Source organism: Lysinibacillus sp. G01H (assembly GCF_028872195.1).
GTDB classification, from domain to species: domain Bacteria; phylum Bacillota; class Bacilli; order Bacillales_A; family Planococcaceae; genus Lysinibacillus; species Lysinibacillus capsici.
On record NZ_CP118397.1, the window covers coordinates 494,996 to 511,835 of the forward strand.

Sequence of the window (16,840 nt, forward strand, 5' to 3'; positions counted from 1 at the left end):
GAATAATTAACTTTAAGTGTTGACTATTAACTTTAAGTTTATTATATTTGTGTTAATAGAATTATGAGAGGAGAGAAAGTCTATGAAAAGATTATCTTTAGCTGCACTTAGAGTTAATAGAAACATGACGCAACAAGATGTAGCAGATCGCTTAGGTGTATCTCGCCAAACAGTGGCACAATGGGAAAATAACAGTATTGCTAAAGAATTAGTTATTTACGCTCTTGCAAAGTTATATGAAGTTGAACTAGATGAAATTAAAATTACTGCTTAAATTTTTTTGAACATGAATTAACTTTAAGTTAATTTATAGCGTGTTAAGTAGTCAAATAACTAAAGCGCTGTGATACCGAGCCAATGACGGTATATAAGTCCTTATAGCTGATGAGACGGTAGCAACGTTAGATTACTGGGAGTGGGGTGAGAGGATGGATGCAGAAAAGAATAAACAAAGGTTCCGGGAGTTATCTGAAAAGCATCACCAAAAAATGGATGAGGTTCTGGCATACGGAAAAGCCCATTCGCCAGAAGAGCAAAATGGGCAAGAGTTTAAAACGAAAATGGAGCAGTACAGCCAAGAGCTGAATGAAATAATGAGAGAAAAAATGCTCATATGGTATCGAATATTGTATCCGGAGCGGGGCAATCAGCTTGAAAGGAAATTTTAACTTAAGATTGATAGTCAACAAATACAAAATCTTCAAGTTGTCTAGTAATTTTCCTCAATGAAATATGCATTATATCAAGAGTTTTTTCATCTTCGTCATAAGGACTTATATTGCGTTTGATTAACTCGGTGTGAAAATAATTCAGAGCTTTATTTAGCGCATCTAGTTCTTCTTTTGGAAAAGTGTAATTTTCGGCTTCGAATTTAAATTTAGCAAATGTCGTATTACTTCTGGTACGTCTTTCGTCAGATTCACCACAAGAATATAAATGGCAATTTTTGATAGCCCAATCAAGAGCAATATTTACTAGTGTTTTATCATAGTCATTTAAATCTTTAAAGACGCTGGCTGTGTTTATCACTGTATATCACCTCGCTTTCTAGGTGAATTATACCAAATTACCAAAGTGATGTGATACCGAGCCAATGACGGTATATAAGTCCTTATAGCTGATAAGACGGTAGCAACGTCAAAAAACATGAAAGCGAGGTGAGAGAGGTGGGAGGAAAACAAAAATCTCCTAAGCGGAAGAATGCGAAGGAGATAGAAAGAATTTGTCTATTGGTGAATATCCAGTTTCCGAACAGTGTGATTAGTCGAGTAAGCTACTCACAAATTCGTCAAGAGACGGTAGCAATGTTAATCAAAACGAAAGTGAGGTGAATAGTGTGGAAGAAAAATTTGAGATTTGGCTATCAGATACTCAAGACGTGATCCAGGAACGGGCTGATTCATTGTTGAAGTGTATGAAAGAGAACTGCTCAACTTATGGGGAGCTTGATTGTCTTATCCATAAATTCAAAAGAGATGTTTTGTATCAGAAAAAGTTTCAGAGATTGGAGCCTGTGTTTGATGTTCTTTATCAATTAATAGAGAGTGAAAAAAATGCCCTCTCAATTAGAGAGGACTGATGATTAGTCAACTACAGATATAGATTTAACAGCAGAGGTAAAATATATTTCTTTGTCTTCACCTTCACCAATCGAAAATGCTTGATGGGAGAGTAAGAATCCGCCAATTCCTAATCTTTCATCAGTAGTGTTAAGTGGTGAACCTTTTTTATCAAAGTTACCATCTATATCGCCAACATAATTCTGTTTTAAGTAGAATCCTTTGTCAGAAGAATAGTTGTTAATACCAACTAAAACTGTATCAGGAGAAACAGTAATTTTTTCTCCATCAATCATGTTAATGATTATCAATTCTATCACCTACCTTTCTAGGTGAATTATACCAAATTACCTATGTGCTGTGATACTTATGCCACGGAAGCAACGTTAAAAAAATACATGGAAGCGAGGTGATAATAAATGCAACAACTTCAAGTCAATTTAACAATTCCAGTTCCAGAAGGTTATGTGATGGTAAAAAAAGTGGAACTAGAAGAACTTAAACAGGAGAGTTTAAGTGGTATTTGCTGGACTATGCAGGATTTAGAAAGCCGTATTAAGAAAAAGCGTGACTGGATTAAAGATAATGTCCTTTTCCCTTCAAAGTTTAGAGAAATACTTGATACCGAAAACGGTGGATGTGTTTATTATCCAAAAGGAATAGGGGAAAAGTGGTCGTTTCATGCAATGAAGATGGCAAACTTTATAGATGAAAATTATAGCTCGATTTTTGGTTATGAGGGCAAGTGAGATATGGTGAAAATAAAAATTTGTATTGGAGGAACAGTGATGTTAGAGCAATTGAAAACAGCATACGGACAAGCTTTAAAAAATCTAGTATTCGTAGATTTTGCTAATAGAAAAGTGATAAGTGTGGGAGGATTAAATGCATTAGAAATGGAGTATTCGAAAGAAAGTGCTTGTTGCAGAGACATCATAACGGCTATTAATTTACATTTTCGCGAAGGAGATTTCGATTTAGTGAAGGAACGGATAGACGTTCTGACAGATAGAGTCGATTATATAAAGTCGCTTGAAGGTTATTTAAAAGAACAGCGTCGTAACAAATTATTCGAGATTGCTAGTCATTTATGTAAGCAGGGAAAATCAGTAAAAGTGGTGAGATATGATGTCAACCCTAGCTGTTGAGGGCATAAAAAAACTGCTTAATCGTTGGAGCGATTAAACAGCATGTAAATCTTGAAAATTTGATCTCAATTACTAACTACTGGACATAGTTAGAAACCTTACAACCTTTGCCGTACTTATGAGAGGTACGGCTTTATTTGACTATTGCCAAATACCTTAACGCTAGTATAGCAACCCTCATGGTAATTAGTCAATTAGCGTCCTTGTAATAGATATTAGGTTTACGACGATGCCCTGAAAATGACAAGGATAATAGATTATTAACAGCATGGGGAGAGAGTTTCATGAAGAGAAAACGCAACATTAAGCATGTATTAGCAGCATATGAGGATTCGTTTGCGATAGAGAAAAAGGATAGTAGAGAAGAACATATTGAGAGTTTACGTGCCAATTCTTTAGCTGGGTATCGTGTGAAAACGATTAAGAGTGGAGAAATATTGGAAGTTGAAGCCTACCCTTTTTGGGAAGTACCACAGGGTTTACGTAAAAAGAAAAGTGAGAGTAGCCAAGCACAAAAGAATCTGAATGATAAAAACACTAAGAAACATGTTACACGACTTATTAACGCAAATTTCAGAAACTATGTGGATATTTGGCTTACGTACACTTACCCACAAGGGAAAATGCCAGTAGATTTTGAGCAGGCCAAAAAGGATATGACAAATCTTATCAGACGAATGAAAAATTGGCTTAAAAAACAGGAGCAGTACAAGGATTTTGAGTTGAAGTATATCTATGTGACAGAGCATACAAAGGACGGCAGTAAAGTGAGAGCTCACCATCATATGGTTACAAATTTTCCAAATCGTGATGTTGCTGAAAAGTTGTGGAATTGTGGAGGACGTACTCAATCAAGACGACTGCAAAGTGATGATTTTGGCTTTGAGGGAATGGCTCGTTATATCACAAAAGAAAAAGGTAGCAAAACGATGAAGCGTTATACACCTTCTCGCAATTTAAAGCAACCAACAGTTACAGTGGCGGATACAAAGCTAACTCGTAGACGTGCAGAGAAGATCGCTAAGGATGAAGTATCGGCACATGAAATTTTTGAAAAGTGGTACAAGGATTATCAATTCAAAGACATGCAAGTGAAGTTTTCTGATTTTGTTTCAGGAGCTTATTTGTACGTGCGTATGAAGCGTATTGACAATTATGTCAAAAGAAATACAAATCGTGGAGGCGATAGGGATGGATAAGATGGACCATCACATTGAAATGATACAAGAAGGGCAAATGAATATTTTTGAAGCGGAATACCAAGCGAAAGAACAGGAGGCTTTAAAGATGGTAGAACAAGCGACAGCAAAATTAATGACAGAACTCAGAATGGAAGGGGTGCATCCTTACATTTCGGCAATAGGTAATTTCCTGTTGGATTTTTTAAAGGACAACCCATCAGCTGCAGAAAAAATCATGGCTGAAGGTAAAACGATCATCGGAAGTATGAAAGAAATGCGCAAAGAAGCTGAAAAAGTAAAGAAGGATAATTGCGCAGTTCTAACTAGTGATCAAGGATTTGATATTGTGTTGAAATATTTTGGTATTAAAAAGACAGGTGCCAAGCCGAATAAGATTTTATCATCAGATAGTCAAATGGATGTATCTAAACCGACTAAGCCAACAGTTCTATCGAGTGGAGCCACACCGCGTTTTGAAGCTTCGCTAGATGAATTCCTGTGATTTGGGGTGTATTAAAGTGGCGAGTTTAACTAAAGCAGAAGAACAACAAGTATGGAATCACTTTCCGATGATTGATGAAAAAATGATTGATTATGCAACGAATGAAGCGCTCAAAGGGAGTAAGTACATTTTTGTATCCAGTGGGAAGATGAAAAAGGGATACTGTACGCATTGCCACGCATCATTTTATGTAGAAGAGGCTGTGAAGCAAAATGCTTCGGCTACTTGTCCTAAGTGTGATTCGAAATGTACTTACAAAAAGGATTGGTTAGGCCGTAAATATTTAACGGATTCAGCTTATTTTTTGTGGTTTGAAAAGTCCTTAGTAAATCCAAAAGCAATTGTGGCAAGTTGGGTGTATTGCAGTAGAAATTATAGTGGGGCTTACAAAGATGTTAAGACAGTATGTAAAAGAATGGCTCTTTATACATTTGAGTTAGGGAAAAGTGAAATGTATGAAGTTTATACATGGCACAATGACAAGTTAGAAAAGCGTGGTTCTATATATAACTATAACACTAGCAGCCTACTAGTTAAGGTTTCTATTCAAAGCTTAATAGATGCAATACCAGGTACACCATTCGAGTATTCGGGTTGGGAGAAATATAGTCACTACACTTTATTGAAATATCTTGCTTTATTTTCTGAGATGCCGAATATCGAGATTTTGAGCAAGAATGGTTTTAAAAATGTTGTAGAAGCAAAAATTCATGGCAACTCACTTCATAGAACAATTAACTGGAAAGCTTTTAAGCTACATGATTTTTTCAAAATATCTAAACAGGACTATTTAATGATGAAGCGGACGGATGCAACAGGTATTCATGTCATGCATGCTCCTGATTTTGCGATAGGTTTGTGGATGTGGCAGCAAGCGAGAAAAGAGAAGTCGAAAATGTCATACGAAAAAATTGTAAAAGGGTGTAACACGTTTAATGTGCATGCATACTTTAGCCAGTTTAAAAAGATAAAAAGGTATTGCACAATTCATCGTATTTTCAATTATGCACAAAAGCAATTTGAACTAAGTAGTAAACATTACATGTTGCCTTCGCAGGTTTTAGTTACCTGGTCTGATTATATCAACGATTGTATGAAGCTTGAGTTGAATTTGGATGATGAAGTTATTTTGTATCCCAAGAATTTGAAAAAAGCTCATGAAAAGACGATTAAATTAATCAAAATAAAAAATGATGAGATTGCTAATTTAAAAATCCAAAAACGTTATGAGGCCTTAAAGCACTTTGTATTTGAGTCGAATGGTTTGATAATCAGGCCGCCTGAGACATTTAAAGAAATTGTGGATGAAGGTAAAAAGTTAAAACACTGTGTAGGAACTTATGCGGATCGTTACAGCAAAGGAGAATGTACTTTGTTGTTTGTACGAAAAAAAGATGCACCGTCCGTTCCATTTTATACGGTGGAATTGAGGGGGAGCGAAGTCGCCCAAGTGCGAGGTCGAAATAATAAACCATCTACAAAAGATGTGCAGGCTTTCATAGATACATTTAAAAAACAAAAACTGACTAAGAAAGCGAGGAAAGCAGTATGACGCAATTAATTACAGAGAGGTCTACAGATGTTATTGCAGCTGAAATCAATGCGATTAAATTTCAAACACAAACAATGATGTTACAGGCTTCATCCGAAATAGGAAAAAGACTTATTGAGGCAAAAGAGCAATTACCTCACGGTGAGTGGGGAAAATGGCTGAAGGAGAATGTAGAGTACAGTCAATCAACAGCAAATAACTTAATGCAAATCCATGTAGAGTATAGTTCAAATTCCCAAGCGTTTGGGAATTTGAGTTATTCAAAAGCAGTGGCTTTATTGGGCATAGAGGCGGAAAATCGAGAGGCGTTTTTGCAAGAAAACGATGTAGATGAAATGTCTACTCGAGAGCTTCAAAAGATTGTTAAGGAGAAACAGAAACTTGAAAAGGAAATGGCCAAGCGTGAAGCGGATGCCACAAAAGAAAAGAGTTTATTAGAAAAGGATATTCAGGATCTTAAACAGCAGTTAGAAACTGCTCAAGAACAATCTGTTCAGAATGAGGTTTCGGAAAAAGAGATTAATAGGTTAACGCAAGAGTTGGCTGTTGCTGAGTCTAGGGCGAAAAAATTAGAAGAGAGCTTAAAAGCCAAACCAATAGAAGCGACCACTGTTGAGGTTATTCCAGATGATGTGCAAAAAGAGCTAGATCAACTTCGTAGCAAAGTGAATGAGTCAACGGATCCTGCTGAGATAAAATTCAAATTGCGTTTCGAGTCATTAGTGGATGAATTTAATTCGACATTGGTGGTCCTTGAAGAGATTGTTGACGAAGGTACGAAGACCAAGTATACAAATGCTGTCCATAAGTTAATGGATAAAATGCGTGCGACTTTGGAGGGAGGGGTGTAGTAATGTCGGGACTATATTGGAGTGCTGCTCAAGGTGAATATATTAAGTGTCCTGTGGAAGGTTGTAAGCATATAGGCATCGTCATTACTGCAGCTCACTGCCGAATTGAACACGGTATGACTCGAGAGGAAGTAAAAGAGAAATATGGTCAACCTAAAAACGTTTCGAAGCGGAAAACAAGAACAATTGAGAGGGATACGTATCTAACGTAGTTGAGGACTGGTTAAATACATTGTACAGAAGCAAACATGAAAAGAGAGGTGAAAAATGCAGACAGTGATATTTTTGTTACAAATATTATTTATTATGTATTGGATTATGCTTGGACTATTAATTGTATTTAAGGTTTATATGCCCCCAAGATCAGTAATAGCAACAATGTTTATTTTTACTGGAATATTAATGGCTATTATAGTATTTTCACCTGTGCCAATTACAAAGGTGCATATTTATCATCATTGAGTAATTACTAAAAAGAATGTTAGAAGGATAAATAATAATTGGAGGTGTGCCGATGAGTAGCATCGCACAAGAACAAATAGCTGCTATAGCAGAAGTTGCTATAGCCAAATTCAACGAGCTTCAACAAGAAGAAAAAACTAAAAGATTGGATAGACGACTTTTTAACACAAGAATATTGTTGAAGAATTACCGTCACTTAAAAGTGTATTGCGATGAAATGAAAGAAAACATGGATTTAGAGGGTGAGGAGCAAGAAGAAATAATTTCACCTGATAAAGAATATCTTACATTAGAATCTATAAAAAGAAGCGAAGCTCGTACGCTTGCAATGATGAGATTTATCGACAATATGATTAGGGTATACAAAATGGACTGTAAACACTTGGGTACAGAAGCGGTGCGAAGATATGAAACACTTTTACACTTTTATATAAACGATGAAAGAAAGACTTACGCAGAAATAGCAAAACTGCATAATGTACATGAACGTACTGCTCAACGGGATCTGAAAGAGGCAGTTCATGCGATGTCAGTCCTTTTTTTCGGCACAGATGGATTGCGGTTACAGTTATAACTGTGTCGTAAAGATGTCGTTTTAAATGCTTTGTAAATATTATATAGTGTAAATGTAGAGTAATTGGATTTACTTTACATCAAGAGTCTTCCAACTCACACGTGAAGTCCTGTTTCTTAAACAGGCAAACAACATAATAGACGTTTGCTGGAACGTCAACACTAGAGTCACACTAATGAGGTGTGACTTTTTATTATTAGTAAAAAGAACAAATGTTCCTGTTTTTGTGTTATACTAAATCCATCAATAAATCTTTATGGAGTGATCACATTGGATAAGGATTTATTCTTTAATAAGATTGAAGAATTGCTAAAAGATATTGACCATAAATAATTGCCTAAAAATCTTGAAGTTACTATTACCTACTCTACTGGAGAAAAAGATGTTTTAAAAGTTTCAGAAGTCTTTTGGGCCAATGTATTAGTAGCAACAAAAAATAGGAATAAATATTTGTATATTCAAGATCGTCTTATAACTTTAGATCATGTAGTTAAAATGCAATTTAAGAAGTTAAAAAAGTAAGCTTGTACTTAGACTAGTGTGAACTTACTTTTACCTTTATTTATTCATTGTCATTATGACAAATTTCCTATATCATCGTGGTATAGGAGGGATATAATGGTAAAAAGACAAATTAAATTTGATTACTACCAATTAACACAATCATCAAAGGGTAAGTATTTAGAAAATGTATTAATTGAACTGGAAACTGAACTTAAAAGTAACCCGAAAGTATTTCGTAATATTGAGGTAAGCGGTTATATCCTAAGGATCAGAAGCATAAAAAAGGTAAATGTAGATGATAAAAATCTAAATAGGTATTGTTGGATTGGACATATCGAAAAGATAGATACATACTCAGAAGCGTATGTCGGAGATTTAACTGGTAATAGAAATACTTATGCCGAAGGGGATGATGAGGGGCCAATAAAAGATTCAATCTTTTTATATGATCCTTTTATTAATATTATTTCATCTCATCGTTCTAATACACTTAGTTACATGCAATTAAATTCGTATCTTAGAAGTATCACAAACGATGATGAGCTTTCTTTAGAGGTGATAGTTGACCCTAATGTGATTTCAAAACTACAGAACATACCTGAAATAAAAGAAATAGAGTATAGTATTGCAGCTCCTCAAAAATGGGGCAAAATGGCTTCTGCATCTAGGGACATAAATAGTGATCTACTTTTGGCCCAAAAATTAAATGCTGGCAGAATGAAAGTATGTATTGGACCTGAAAAAGGGGACAAAATAGACAAAAGTAATGCTTTAAAGAAAATTAAATCATTATTACCATTTGCTAAACAAGAGGTCACTGTGCTTAAAGTTAAAGGTGTTTTATCAGATGAAACTGACACTTTAGATTTGATTCATGGGAAATTTGAAGCTACGAAATACATTAATTTAACAAAAGGAAAGAAATTAACCTTTGTTCAAGTTGAAGAGTCAATTGAAGAGGCGTATAAAGAGAAATTTAGAACACTGAATGATATGTTTATTTCAAATACTTAGTATAAGGTAGGTGGTAATATTGGGGAGACGTGAAAAAATCATATACCCAGCAATCTCGATTTTTATCGTGTTCTCTATGATTTACTTTCAAATTACTCCTAAAGATATTACTAATCTAGATAACGTTCTTCTCGGTACAATAACATTAGCATCAATAGGTATAGGTTTTCTAGTAGCTGCAGTATCAATGTTGTCTACACTTGAAAGTAATAAGTTTTTTATGAAACTTACTTCATTAGGAACTGATATTAAATTATTGAAAATATTAACTATTACAATTAGATTGTTGCTGGCTATATCAATATTTTCTTTAGTACTTCTGTTGATAACTTCAATCGAAGAGTTGAAAATATTAAAGGATATAATTTTTTATTGTTGGGTGGGTTTACTAATTTACTCACTTTTATTAATAGATGTAGTTGTTAAAATATTTTTAGATGTTGTAAACACAGTTAAAAGTGAACAATAAAATAAATAGAAGTTACATCTAAAAAAAACTAGGTGTGGCTTTTTATTTTTACTTGAACCTAGCCAATCAGGACTACATTCATAGGAGTGTAGTCTTTCTTTTGCTCTCATGATACTATCTATTTAGTAAATTATGGGGGTATTATAGTGGAAAAAGATAAAAGTAAACTTTTGAACATATTAAAAATACTGGCAGGTATCACCATATTCTTTGCGATAATTCTTTTTATCATAGCCTATCAAATCGGTGTTGAAGGATTAAAAGATAAAGCCAATAGAAGTACTATTATAAGTGGATTGTTAAGTATGGTAGGTGGAGCTATGGGAGCAATTGGTGCATATACTGCTGCAAATCTTCAAATCAGAAAAGAAAGAGAAATTGAGAATTTTAGTAAACTTACTTCCGAGTTGCCTATACAAATAGGGGTATCCTTAGAATTGGAAAAGATAATTGCTCAATTAGATGAATATATAAATATTCAAACAGAATTTCTTGATATTTTTGGAGATGGAAAAATAAATGAGAATTTATATTATCATTCTTTACCTCCAGATGCGCTTATTTGGAAAAGGTGGGATAACATAAATAAAATATCTGATCCAATATTGCTGGTAGAATTGTTGAAATTTAATGAAAGTACGAAAAGGATGCTAGAGGTAATAGCTTTTAATTTGGATGATTTACAATCTGAAATTCAAACTTTAAAATCATCATCCGAGGCATTAAATATAATAAAAGCTTCTGAAAAACTGAATTTAATTAACACTATAAAAAAAGATAAAATTCATTATTGGAGTGAACTAGTTTTTTGTAGACAAAAGGCAAAACTAATTCAAGGAAAAATTAAAGAGAGAGAAACAAAAATAAAATCAATAATTAAAAATAAACAATTCAATGAATTAGGATTTTCTAGAGAAGATGAGTTTAAAGTAGATAGAGAAAAAAATAATTAGCTCTTAAAGTTCTTTTCTATTTATAATTGAATAAAAATAATAATGTATTTCTGTATTGTTCATCTTCTTTCTTTTAATTTCTTATAATGACAATATATCTCACTTATTCTATGATATAGGTAGATGTGAGGTGATTAAATGTCTATACCAAAAGGTTTCCATGATATATATAAGCAAAGAGTTTATGTAACACGTGATGAATTCATCTGGGAATATAAATACTTTTATTTTGGACTAACCAAGGAAGCACATTTTATTGCAATAGAATATCAGACAGGGACTACTATTAATAAACCATTAGAAAGTAGAGATTTTGATTCCCAAATTAAAGAAATACTTGATACAGAATCAGCACGTTTAAAAAGTAAGTAAGGCATAAGGTCACATCTAACAAGGTGTGGCTTTTTACATTTTGCACCTTCGTGAAGAAAATCTACTAATTTGTTTATAATAAAAGTATAAATAATTAAGGAGCTGATTAAATGATAAATGTAAATGAATATAAGTATAATCTAGATTTGAATGGTAAAACATTAGGTGTTTTTAATTCATTCGAGAAAGCTGAACAGTGTGTAAAATATTTAGTTGAAAAATATTTTGAAGAAAAGTTACAAGGGCATGGCAATGAAGGCTCAGTAAAACTAGATATTATACCTTTCTATTCGGGAGAAAATCGAGGTGAACGTGTTTTATCTGGTAAAAACTATAGTTCTGAATATAGTGTGAAAGAAGAGTTTAAAGAGATGTTTAAGGTGGAGTATCAAAAAATCTTAATGGATTTAGAAAAGGAAATAAGATTAATATAATAAAACTATCAAGTCGCATCAATCACGATGTGGCTTTTTATTATGCCTTGAATTGTGTACTTATTAATTTTATGTATTTATTAGTTTATCTTTCGAGCGACAACACTTATTTTCATAAGAGCTGTTGCTTTGTTGCTTCTGTCTTTTATTTAATTTGTTACTAAAGTAGTTGTAACAGGATTGCTAATAGCAACACTGTATTGATTGAAATTTTTACTTCAATCTTCAACATATTAATCACCTCCTTTTCAAGGGTAATTTTAGTTTAACCATTAGTAATTGTTTTATTCTAAAAAATGGTGGAGGGATGAACAATGATAGTTCTTATGTGTTATGAAAATAATAACCATTTATTTAAAGTGAGAAGTAATATTTGTGATGGCATTAGTTGTCCTATTTGTAATGGTCCTGTAGGGGCTACTCAAGTAGATAAAAGTGACCTTGGAAAAATTCCGTTTTACGAGGAAGTAAAACGTTATCAGCATAAAGCAGAGTGCTTATCATGTGGTCATGGCGAAACGATATTCCATACTAAAAAGGAATACAGAGAAGTATGTGTATGTCCAAAGTGTAATGGTGCGATGGTAGATGTATGGAAGTTACACAAGTATCAGAACAACACGAATAAACGAAATGAAAAGCCAAGTAAATCATTATCCATTTCAGTAGATATGGACACAGACAAGATGCAGTTAAAGTTACGAGCAATCGCAAAGCATGTTAGTGCATTGGCTGATGAGTTGGATACTATCGACAAAGATATTGAGTGTCCTGTAACGCAAGGTAGTTAGATGTTAAAGAGTTGTACTTATTGCGGTGGTATTCATAAGCGTGGTCAACGCTGTGTATCTAAGCCAGTTGCTACAAAGCAGACCACATACATTGATAGATTCAGATGGTCAAGGGCATGGAAGAATAAGCGAGCACACATAGCTGATCGTGATAAACACTTATGCCAGGTATGCTTGCGCAACTTATACAATACTCAGATGCAATATAACTTTACAGACTTAGAGGTGCATCACATTGAGCCTATAGCTAACGCATGGGACAAGAGGCTAGAGGATGACAACCTTATATCATTGTGTCGTTATCATCATGAGCTGGCAGAGAAGGGAACAATACCTGCAGAAGAATTAAAAAATATTATTTTGGAGAGTACCCCCCTGGTATTTGGTGAAAAAATCTGAAATTCCTGTACACCGACTGCCCCCATTTGCTCTAAAAAAATTCCCTAAATGAAAATTTTTAAGGAGGTGAGGAAATTGGTTAGACCGTCAAAAAGTGTGAAAACAATGAGCAAGAATTTAACGAAGGAAGAAATCGCAATTCGTACTCAAACAGAAGATAAATTAAAAGGTGCTGCCGATGAAATCTTGCCTCCTACACACCTGAATGCAAGGCAAAAGAAAATATTCAATTTCATTGTGAAGGAGTTACAGGCAAGTGGGATTCTTGGGAATCTCGATATTTATATTCTAAGCACCTGTGCGGTAGCCATTGATCGAGTACAACAAATTGAACGAATAATTAACAGGGATATTGAAAGACTTTTAGATCGTAACTTATTGAGTGCTAAAGATAAGTATTCAAAAGAGTTTTTCCGTTGCTGTAATGAATTAAGTCTGTCACCACAAAGTCGAGCAAAGCTAGGTAATATTAATTTTCAAGTTCGAGTTGAAGAAGATGATCAGCTGTTAAAAGTATTGCGTGGTGGTAAGAAATGATATACGAAAAGGCTGTAAAATACGCTGAAAGAGTTGTAAAAGGCAAAGAAATTACAACAAAAGAGGTCATTATTCAGTGTAATTGGTTCCTAAAGGATTTAGAAAAGCAGTACGAGGGCGATTTTGATTACTATTTCGACATGGAAGAAATAGAAAAGATAGAAGGTCTATTAGAATTACTTAATTTTGCTACAGGTTTAGGTGTAGCAGGGAAAACGATCTTAGAAGGCTTGGAAGGATTCCAGGCTTTTTTTCTTGTCAATATATTCGGTTGGCGATTTAAAAACGATAAAGAAAAGTTTAGATACCGTGATATTACGCTGTTTATTCCTCGTAAGAATGCGAAGACGTTCATTTGTGCCTTAATCATCATCATCTTAATGCTAACTGAGGATGATTATTCGGAGTTTTATTCTATCTGTTTGGACCGTGAGCTTGCAGGTGAAGTTAAAAAGGCTATGACTCAAATTATCATGGCCAGCCCAGGTGTTGCTAAATACTTTGTGATTCCAAAAACGTTAAGTGGAAAAATTGTATGTACTTTAACAAATAGTTTTTACCAGGCACGTACTGCAGAGGCAAATAGAAATAACTCGATTCGTCCATCTGCTTTTATAGCTGATGAAGTGGGCGCATTTAAGGATTACAAGAATATAAATGCCATGAAGTCGGGGCAATTAAACGTTAAAAATCCACTACGTTTTAAGTTAACAACGGCCTACGCTGAGGATAAATCGATCATGTTGGAAGAGTTGGCATATGCGAAGAAGGTCTTTAATGGATTTATTGAAGATGATCGCATGTTTGCGTTGCTCTATTATGCTGAAGACGAGCATTTGTGGGACGATACGGGGCTGTTACAGGCTAATCCGTTGAGAGTTGAGGAAAACTATAACGAGATACGAGATAGCCGTAAATCAGCCATAGAAAAGCCCTCAGAGCGCGAGGAATATCTATGCAAACACATGAATCACTTTTTACCTTCTAATAGTGGTGAAGCTTATGTGAATGTAGAGGACGTTCGGAAATGTAAAATGGATAATTTCGATTGGTCAGGCCGTCAAGTATGGCTAGGTTTAGACTTGGCCATGACGAATGATAACTGTTCATTCTCTATGGTGACAGAGGAAGACATGCATATATATGCGGATTCCTACGCCTTTGTACCAACTGAGCGTATTCCTGATAAAAACCGAGTGGAAAAGATTAATTACTACGATCACATTAAGTCAGGAAAGTGTTTTTCTTGCGGAGATATGACTGTCGATTATGGCTTTATTGAACAAAAAGTTTTGGAAGTAGAAGAACGATTCAACGTCATTGTGATGGGCGTAGCGTATGACCGTTATAACTGCCTTTCTACGGCTCAAAAACTAGAAAGGGAAGGTCTCGTTACTGTGGAGGTCAAACAGCATTCAAGCGTGTTGCATCCAGCTACAAAGCTATTAAGAGAAAAGATTGTAGATAAAGAGTTTCACTATACCGAAAATGAATTGCTAGAAGAAAACTTCCAAAATGCAAAAGTCACTGAGGATACTAACAAAAATATTTATGTTAATAAGAAAAAATCCACTGGCAAAGTTGATATGGTTGTAAGCCTAATCAATGCAATCTATTTACTGCAGCATGATGTCATTTTTAATCCTGATGCTGATTGGGGCGCACAAGTCATTTAAGGAGGTGAGATTGTGGGATTTATTAAAGAGTGGCGTGAATGGCGTGATTATAAGCGTATTCAGGAGTTTCGTGAAAGTGGAATGGATGAATTGTTGCTGCAAGCAGGGTTAGCAAATGCAGTTTTAACTAAAGAAGAAGCCCTTAGTATTCCTAGTGTTGGCACCTGTGTAGATTTAATTTCGGGCCTTATTGCAACACTACCTATCAAATTGTACAAAGAAAACAGCGGTAAAGTTGAAGAGATAGAAGAAGATAGACGTATCATTTTGCTTAATGACGAGACACATGACACGTTAGACGGCTTCCAATTTAAAAAAGCTTTAGTAATGGATTATCTATTGGACGGTGCAGGGTACGCGTATATCAACAGAAAAAGAAATAATGTTGAAAGTCTTCATTATGTTGAGAATCGAAATGTATCGGTGTCAGTTGGTGTAGATCCAATATTTAAAAGCTATGATATTTCTGTTAATGGTGTGAACTATCGGGAATTTGAGTTTATTAAAATCGCTCGAAATTCCAAAGATGGGGTAACAGGTAGTGGAATTATAAAGGATCACAATAAAATTTTATCAGTTGCTTACAATACGCTTGTTTTTGAGGACTCACTTGTTAAAACTGGCGGTAATAAAAAAGGTTTCCTAAAGTCATTGGGCCGATTGTCAAAAGATGCAATCAAGGAATTAAAAGAAGCCTGGAACAATTTATACAAGAACAATACAGAGAATATTGTTGTATTAAATAATGGCTTAGATTTCAAAGAGGCGTCGAGTACATCGGTTGAAATGCAGCTGAATGAAAACAAAAAGACTAATTCAAGCGAAATAAATAAGCTTTTCAAAGTACCTGATAGCATTTTGGATGGATCGGCCAATGAAGAAGTGCATACAAACTTTATCAAAAATTGCATACTGCCGATTATTCGAGCAATTGAAACGGCATTGAACAAGGACTTGCTTCTTCCATCGGAAAAAGAGCAGTCTTTTTATTTTGCCTTCGATATGAAAGAGCTTGTTAAAGGTGATACCGAAAAACGCTATAAAGCTTATGAAATTGCCCTTAAAAATGGGTGGATGCAAGTAGACGAGGTTCGATATTTAGAAGATCAACCACCACTTGGTTTAGATTTCATTAAGTTAGGCTTACAAGATGTCTTGTATGATCCAAAAACAAAGACAATTTACACACCAAATACAAATAAAAAGGCTGCTATTTCAGGAAATGGTCAGGAATCCGAGAAGGGAGGTGAAGAAGTTGAGGATTGAAATTAGAGAAAATCAGGTCTTGCTCGATGGCTATGTAAATGCTGTCGAGCGTGAAAGTCGTGTTTTACCTTCACCAAGAGGACGTTTTAAAGAAAAAATACGTGCTAAAACGTTTGAAAGGGCTTTGGATAAGGCTGAAAACGTTGATCTATTATTCAATCACGACAAAAACCGTAAGCTTGGATCATTACAAGAAGGCAATTTGCAACTGTATGAAGATAACATCGGGTTACGTGCTATTGCTCATGTGTCTGACCAAGAAATCATTCAAAAGGCGAAAGACGGCAAGTTAAAAGGCTGGTCATTTGGTTTTGTCGATAACAAGCCATCATGGGAAGACGGAGAAGATGGTATCCAAAAACGCACACTTGAGGACATCGAGTTATTAGAGGTGTCAATTTTAGATAAAACGCCAGCTTATGTTGCTACTTCAATTGAAGCTCGCGGAGAAGATCAGACGATTTCAGAAACACGCGGAGCAGATTTTAAAGCTGAGATTGAAAATCGCTCAGAAGAAACACGTTCTAAAAAAGATGTCGATTACTCATTGTATGAAAAACAGATTGAGCTTTTAAAGTTGAAAGGTGGAAACTAAC

General features: G+C 34.7%; 25 protein-coding genes. 23 read left to right on the top strand and 2 right to left on the bottom strand.

What is annotated here, in order from left to right:
• Positions 1–82: 82 nt before the first annotated feature.
• Together PSR12_RS02350 and PSR12_RS02355 are read left to right on the top strand one after the other, a co-directional pair.
• Positions 83–274 carry a helix-turn-helix transcriptional regulator gene (locus PSR12_RS02350; protein WP_274771400.1) on the top strand — a complete coding sequence of 64 codons (192 nt, stop codon included), beginning with the start codon at positions 83–85 and terminating at the stop codon, positions 272–274.
• 154 nt (positions 275–428) lie between these two features.
• A complete protein-coding gene (locus tag PSR12_RS02355; RefSeq protein ID WP_274771402.1) occupies positions 429–668 on the top strand; it encodes a hypothetical protein in 240 nt (79 codons plus the stop codon).
• Between the two features lies 1 nt (position 669).
• On the opposite strand, the gene PSR12_RS02360 is transcribed toward PSR12_RS02355, so the two are convergent.
• A complete protein-coding gene (locus tag PSR12_RS02360; RefSeq protein ID WP_274771403.1) occupies positions 670–1,029 on the bottom strand; it encodes a hypothetical protein in 360 nt (119 codons plus the stop codon).
• A 307-nt stretch (positions 1,030–1,336) separates the two neighbouring features.
• Here PSR12_RS02360 and PSR12_RS02365 point away from each other — a divergent pair, with 307 nt between their 5' ends.
• Positions 1,337–1,579, top strand: a complete 243-nt coding sequence (locus PSR12_RS02365; RefSeq protein WP_274771404.1) for a hypothetical protein — start codon at positions 1,337–1,339, stop codon at positions 1,577–1,579.
• A 3-nt stretch (positions 1,580–1,582) separates the two neighbouring features.
• On the opposite strand, the gene PSR12_RS02370 is transcribed toward PSR12_RS02365, so the two are convergent.
• Positions 1,583–1,870 (bottom strand): hypothetical protein, encoded by a 288-nt coding sequence (locus PSR12_RS02370; RefSeq protein WP_274771405.1) that lies wholly within the window; start codon positions 1,868–1,870, stop codon positions 1,583–1,585.
• A 108-nt stretch (positions 1,871–1,978) separates the two neighbouring features.
• On the opposite strand from PSR12_RS02370, the gene PSR12_RS02375 reads away from it, so the two are divergent.
• The 20 genes from PSR12_RS02375 (at position 1,979) to PSR12_RS02470 (ending at position 16,839) form a co-directional block, all read left to right on the top strand.
• Positions 1,979–2,308, top strand: a complete 330-nt coding sequence (locus PSR12_RS02375; RefSeq protein ID WP_274771406.1) for a DUF771 domain-containing protein — start codon at positions 1,979–1,981, stop codon at positions 2,306–2,308.
• Between the two features lie 39 nt (positions 2,309–2,347).
• Positions 2,348–2,707 carry a hypothetical protein gene (locus PSR12_RS02380; RefSeq protein WP_274771407.1) on the top strand — a complete coding sequence of 120 codons (360 nt, stop codon included), beginning with the start codon at positions 2,348–2,350 and terminating at the stop codon, positions 2,705–2,707.
• Positions 2,708–2,991: 284 nt separating this feature from the next.
• Positions 2,992–3,906 carry a rolling circle replication-associated protein gene (locus PSR12_RS02385; RefSeq protein WP_274771408.1) on the top strand — a complete coding sequence of 305 codons (915 nt, stop codon included), beginning with the start codon at positions 2,992–2,994 and terminating at the stop codon, positions 3,904–3,906.
• A complete protein-coding gene (locus PSR12_RS02390) occupies positions 3,899–4,390 on the top strand; it encodes a hypothetical protein (protein ID WP_221679255.1) in 492 nt (163 codons plus the stop codon). The genes PSR12_RS02385 and PSR12_RS02390 overlap by 8 nt, the downstream gene beginning before the upstream one ends.
• A gap of 16 nt (positions 4,391–4,406) precedes the next feature.
• A complete protein-coding gene (locus PSR12_RS02395) occupies positions 4,407–5,942 on the top strand; it encodes a PcfJ domain-containing protein (RefSeq protein WP_274771410.1) in 1,536 nt (511 codons plus the stop codon).
• Entirely contained in the window at positions 5,939–6,793 is an 855-nt protein-coding gene (locus PSR12_RS02400) for a DUF3102 domain-containing protein (protein WP_221679257.1), read from the top strand. The genes PSR12_RS02395 and PSR12_RS02400 overlap by 4 nt, the downstream gene beginning before the upstream one ends.
• 2 nt (positions 6,794–6,795) lie before the next feature.
• Positions 6,796–7,005 (top strand): hypothetical protein, encoded by a 210-nt coding sequence (locus PSR12_RS02405; RefSeq protein WP_221679258.1) that lies wholly within the window; start codon positions 6,796–6,798, stop codon positions 7,003–7,005.
• Between the two features lie 55 nt (positions 7,006–7,060).
• Positions 7,061–7,255, top strand: coding sequence for a hypothetical protein (locus PSR12_RS02410; RefSeq protein WP_221679259.1), 195 nt, complete (start codon positions 7,061–7,063; stop codon positions 7,253–7,255).
• 52 nt (positions 7,256–7,307) lie between these two features.
• Positions 7,308–7,829, top strand: coding sequence for a hypothetical protein (locus PSR12_RS02415; RefSeq protein ID WP_221679260.1), 522 nt, complete (start codon positions 7,308–7,310; stop codon positions 7,827–7,829).
• 618 nt (positions 7,830–8,447) lie between these two features.
• Entirely contained in the window at positions 8,448–9,347 is a 900-nt protein-coding gene (locus PSR12_RS02420) for a DUF6731 family protein (RefSeq protein WP_274771412.1), read from the top strand.
• Positions 9,348–9,366: 19 nt separating this feature from the next.
• Complete coding sequence (locus PSR12_RS02425; RefSeq protein WP_274771414.1) at positions 9,367–9,816, top strand: hypothetical protein; 450 nt, start codon at positions 9,367–9,369, stop codon at positions 9,814–9,816.
• A 146-nt stretch (positions 9,817–9,962) separates the two neighbouring features.
• Positions 9,963–10,769 (top strand): hypothetical protein, encoded by an 807-nt coding sequence (locus PSR12_RS02430; RefSeq protein ID WP_274771415.1) that lies wholly within the window; start codon positions 9,963–9,965, stop codon positions 10,767–10,769.
• A 138-nt stretch (positions 10,770–10,907) separates the two neighbouring features.
• The gene (locus PSR12_RS02435) at positions 10,908–11,141 is read left to right on the top strand and encodes a hypothetical protein (RefSeq protein ID WP_274771416.1); all 234 of its coding nucleotides are present in this window, start codon (positions 10,908–10,910) and stop codon (positions 11,139–11,141) included.
• 110 nt (positions 11,142–11,251) lie between these two features.
• On the top strand, positions 11,252–11,575 hold the full coding sequence (locus tag PSR12_RS02440; RefSeq protein WP_274771417.1) for a hypothetical protein: 324 nt from the start codon (positions 11,252–11,254) through the stop codon (positions 11,573–11,575).
• 314 nt (positions 11,576–11,889) lie between these two features.
• Positions 11,890–12,366: a hypothetical protein gene (locus PSR12_RS02445; protein WP_274771419.1), complete on the top strand. Its 477-nt coding sequence runs from the start codon at positions 11,890–11,892 to the stop codon at positions 12,364–12,366.
• Entirely contained in the window at positions 12,367–12,765 is a 399-nt protein-coding gene (locus PSR12_RS02450; protein ID WP_274771420.1) for an HNH endonuclease, read from the top strand.
• 75 nt (positions 12,766–12,840) lie between these two features.
• A complete protein-coding gene (locus PSR12_RS02455; protein WP_274771421.1) occupies positions 12,841–13,302 on the top strand; it encodes a P27 family phage terminase small subunit in 462 nt (153 codons plus the stop codon).
• Positions 13,299–14,978 (top strand): terminase large subunit, encoded by a 1,680-nt coding sequence (locus PSR12_RS02460; RefSeq protein ID WP_274771422.1) that lies wholly within the window; start codon positions 13,299–13,301, stop codon positions 14,976–14,978. Before PSR12_RS02455 ends, PSR12_RS02460 begins: the two co-directional genes overlap by 4 nt.
• A gap of 12 nt (positions 14,979–14,990) precedes the next feature.
• Complete coding sequence (locus tag PSR12_RS02465; RefSeq protein WP_274771423.1) at positions 14,991–16,244, top strand: phage portal protein; 1,254 nt, start codon at positions 14,991–14,993, stop codon at positions 16,242–16,244.
• Positions 16,234–16,839, top strand: a complete 606-nt coding sequence (locus PSR12_RS02470) for an HK97 family phage prohead protease (protein ID WP_274771425.1) — start codon at positions 16,234–16,236, stop codon at positions 16,837–16,839. Before PSR12_RS02465 ends, PSR12_RS02470 begins: the two co-directional genes overlap by 11 nt.
• Position 16,840 lies beyond the last annotated feature (1 nt).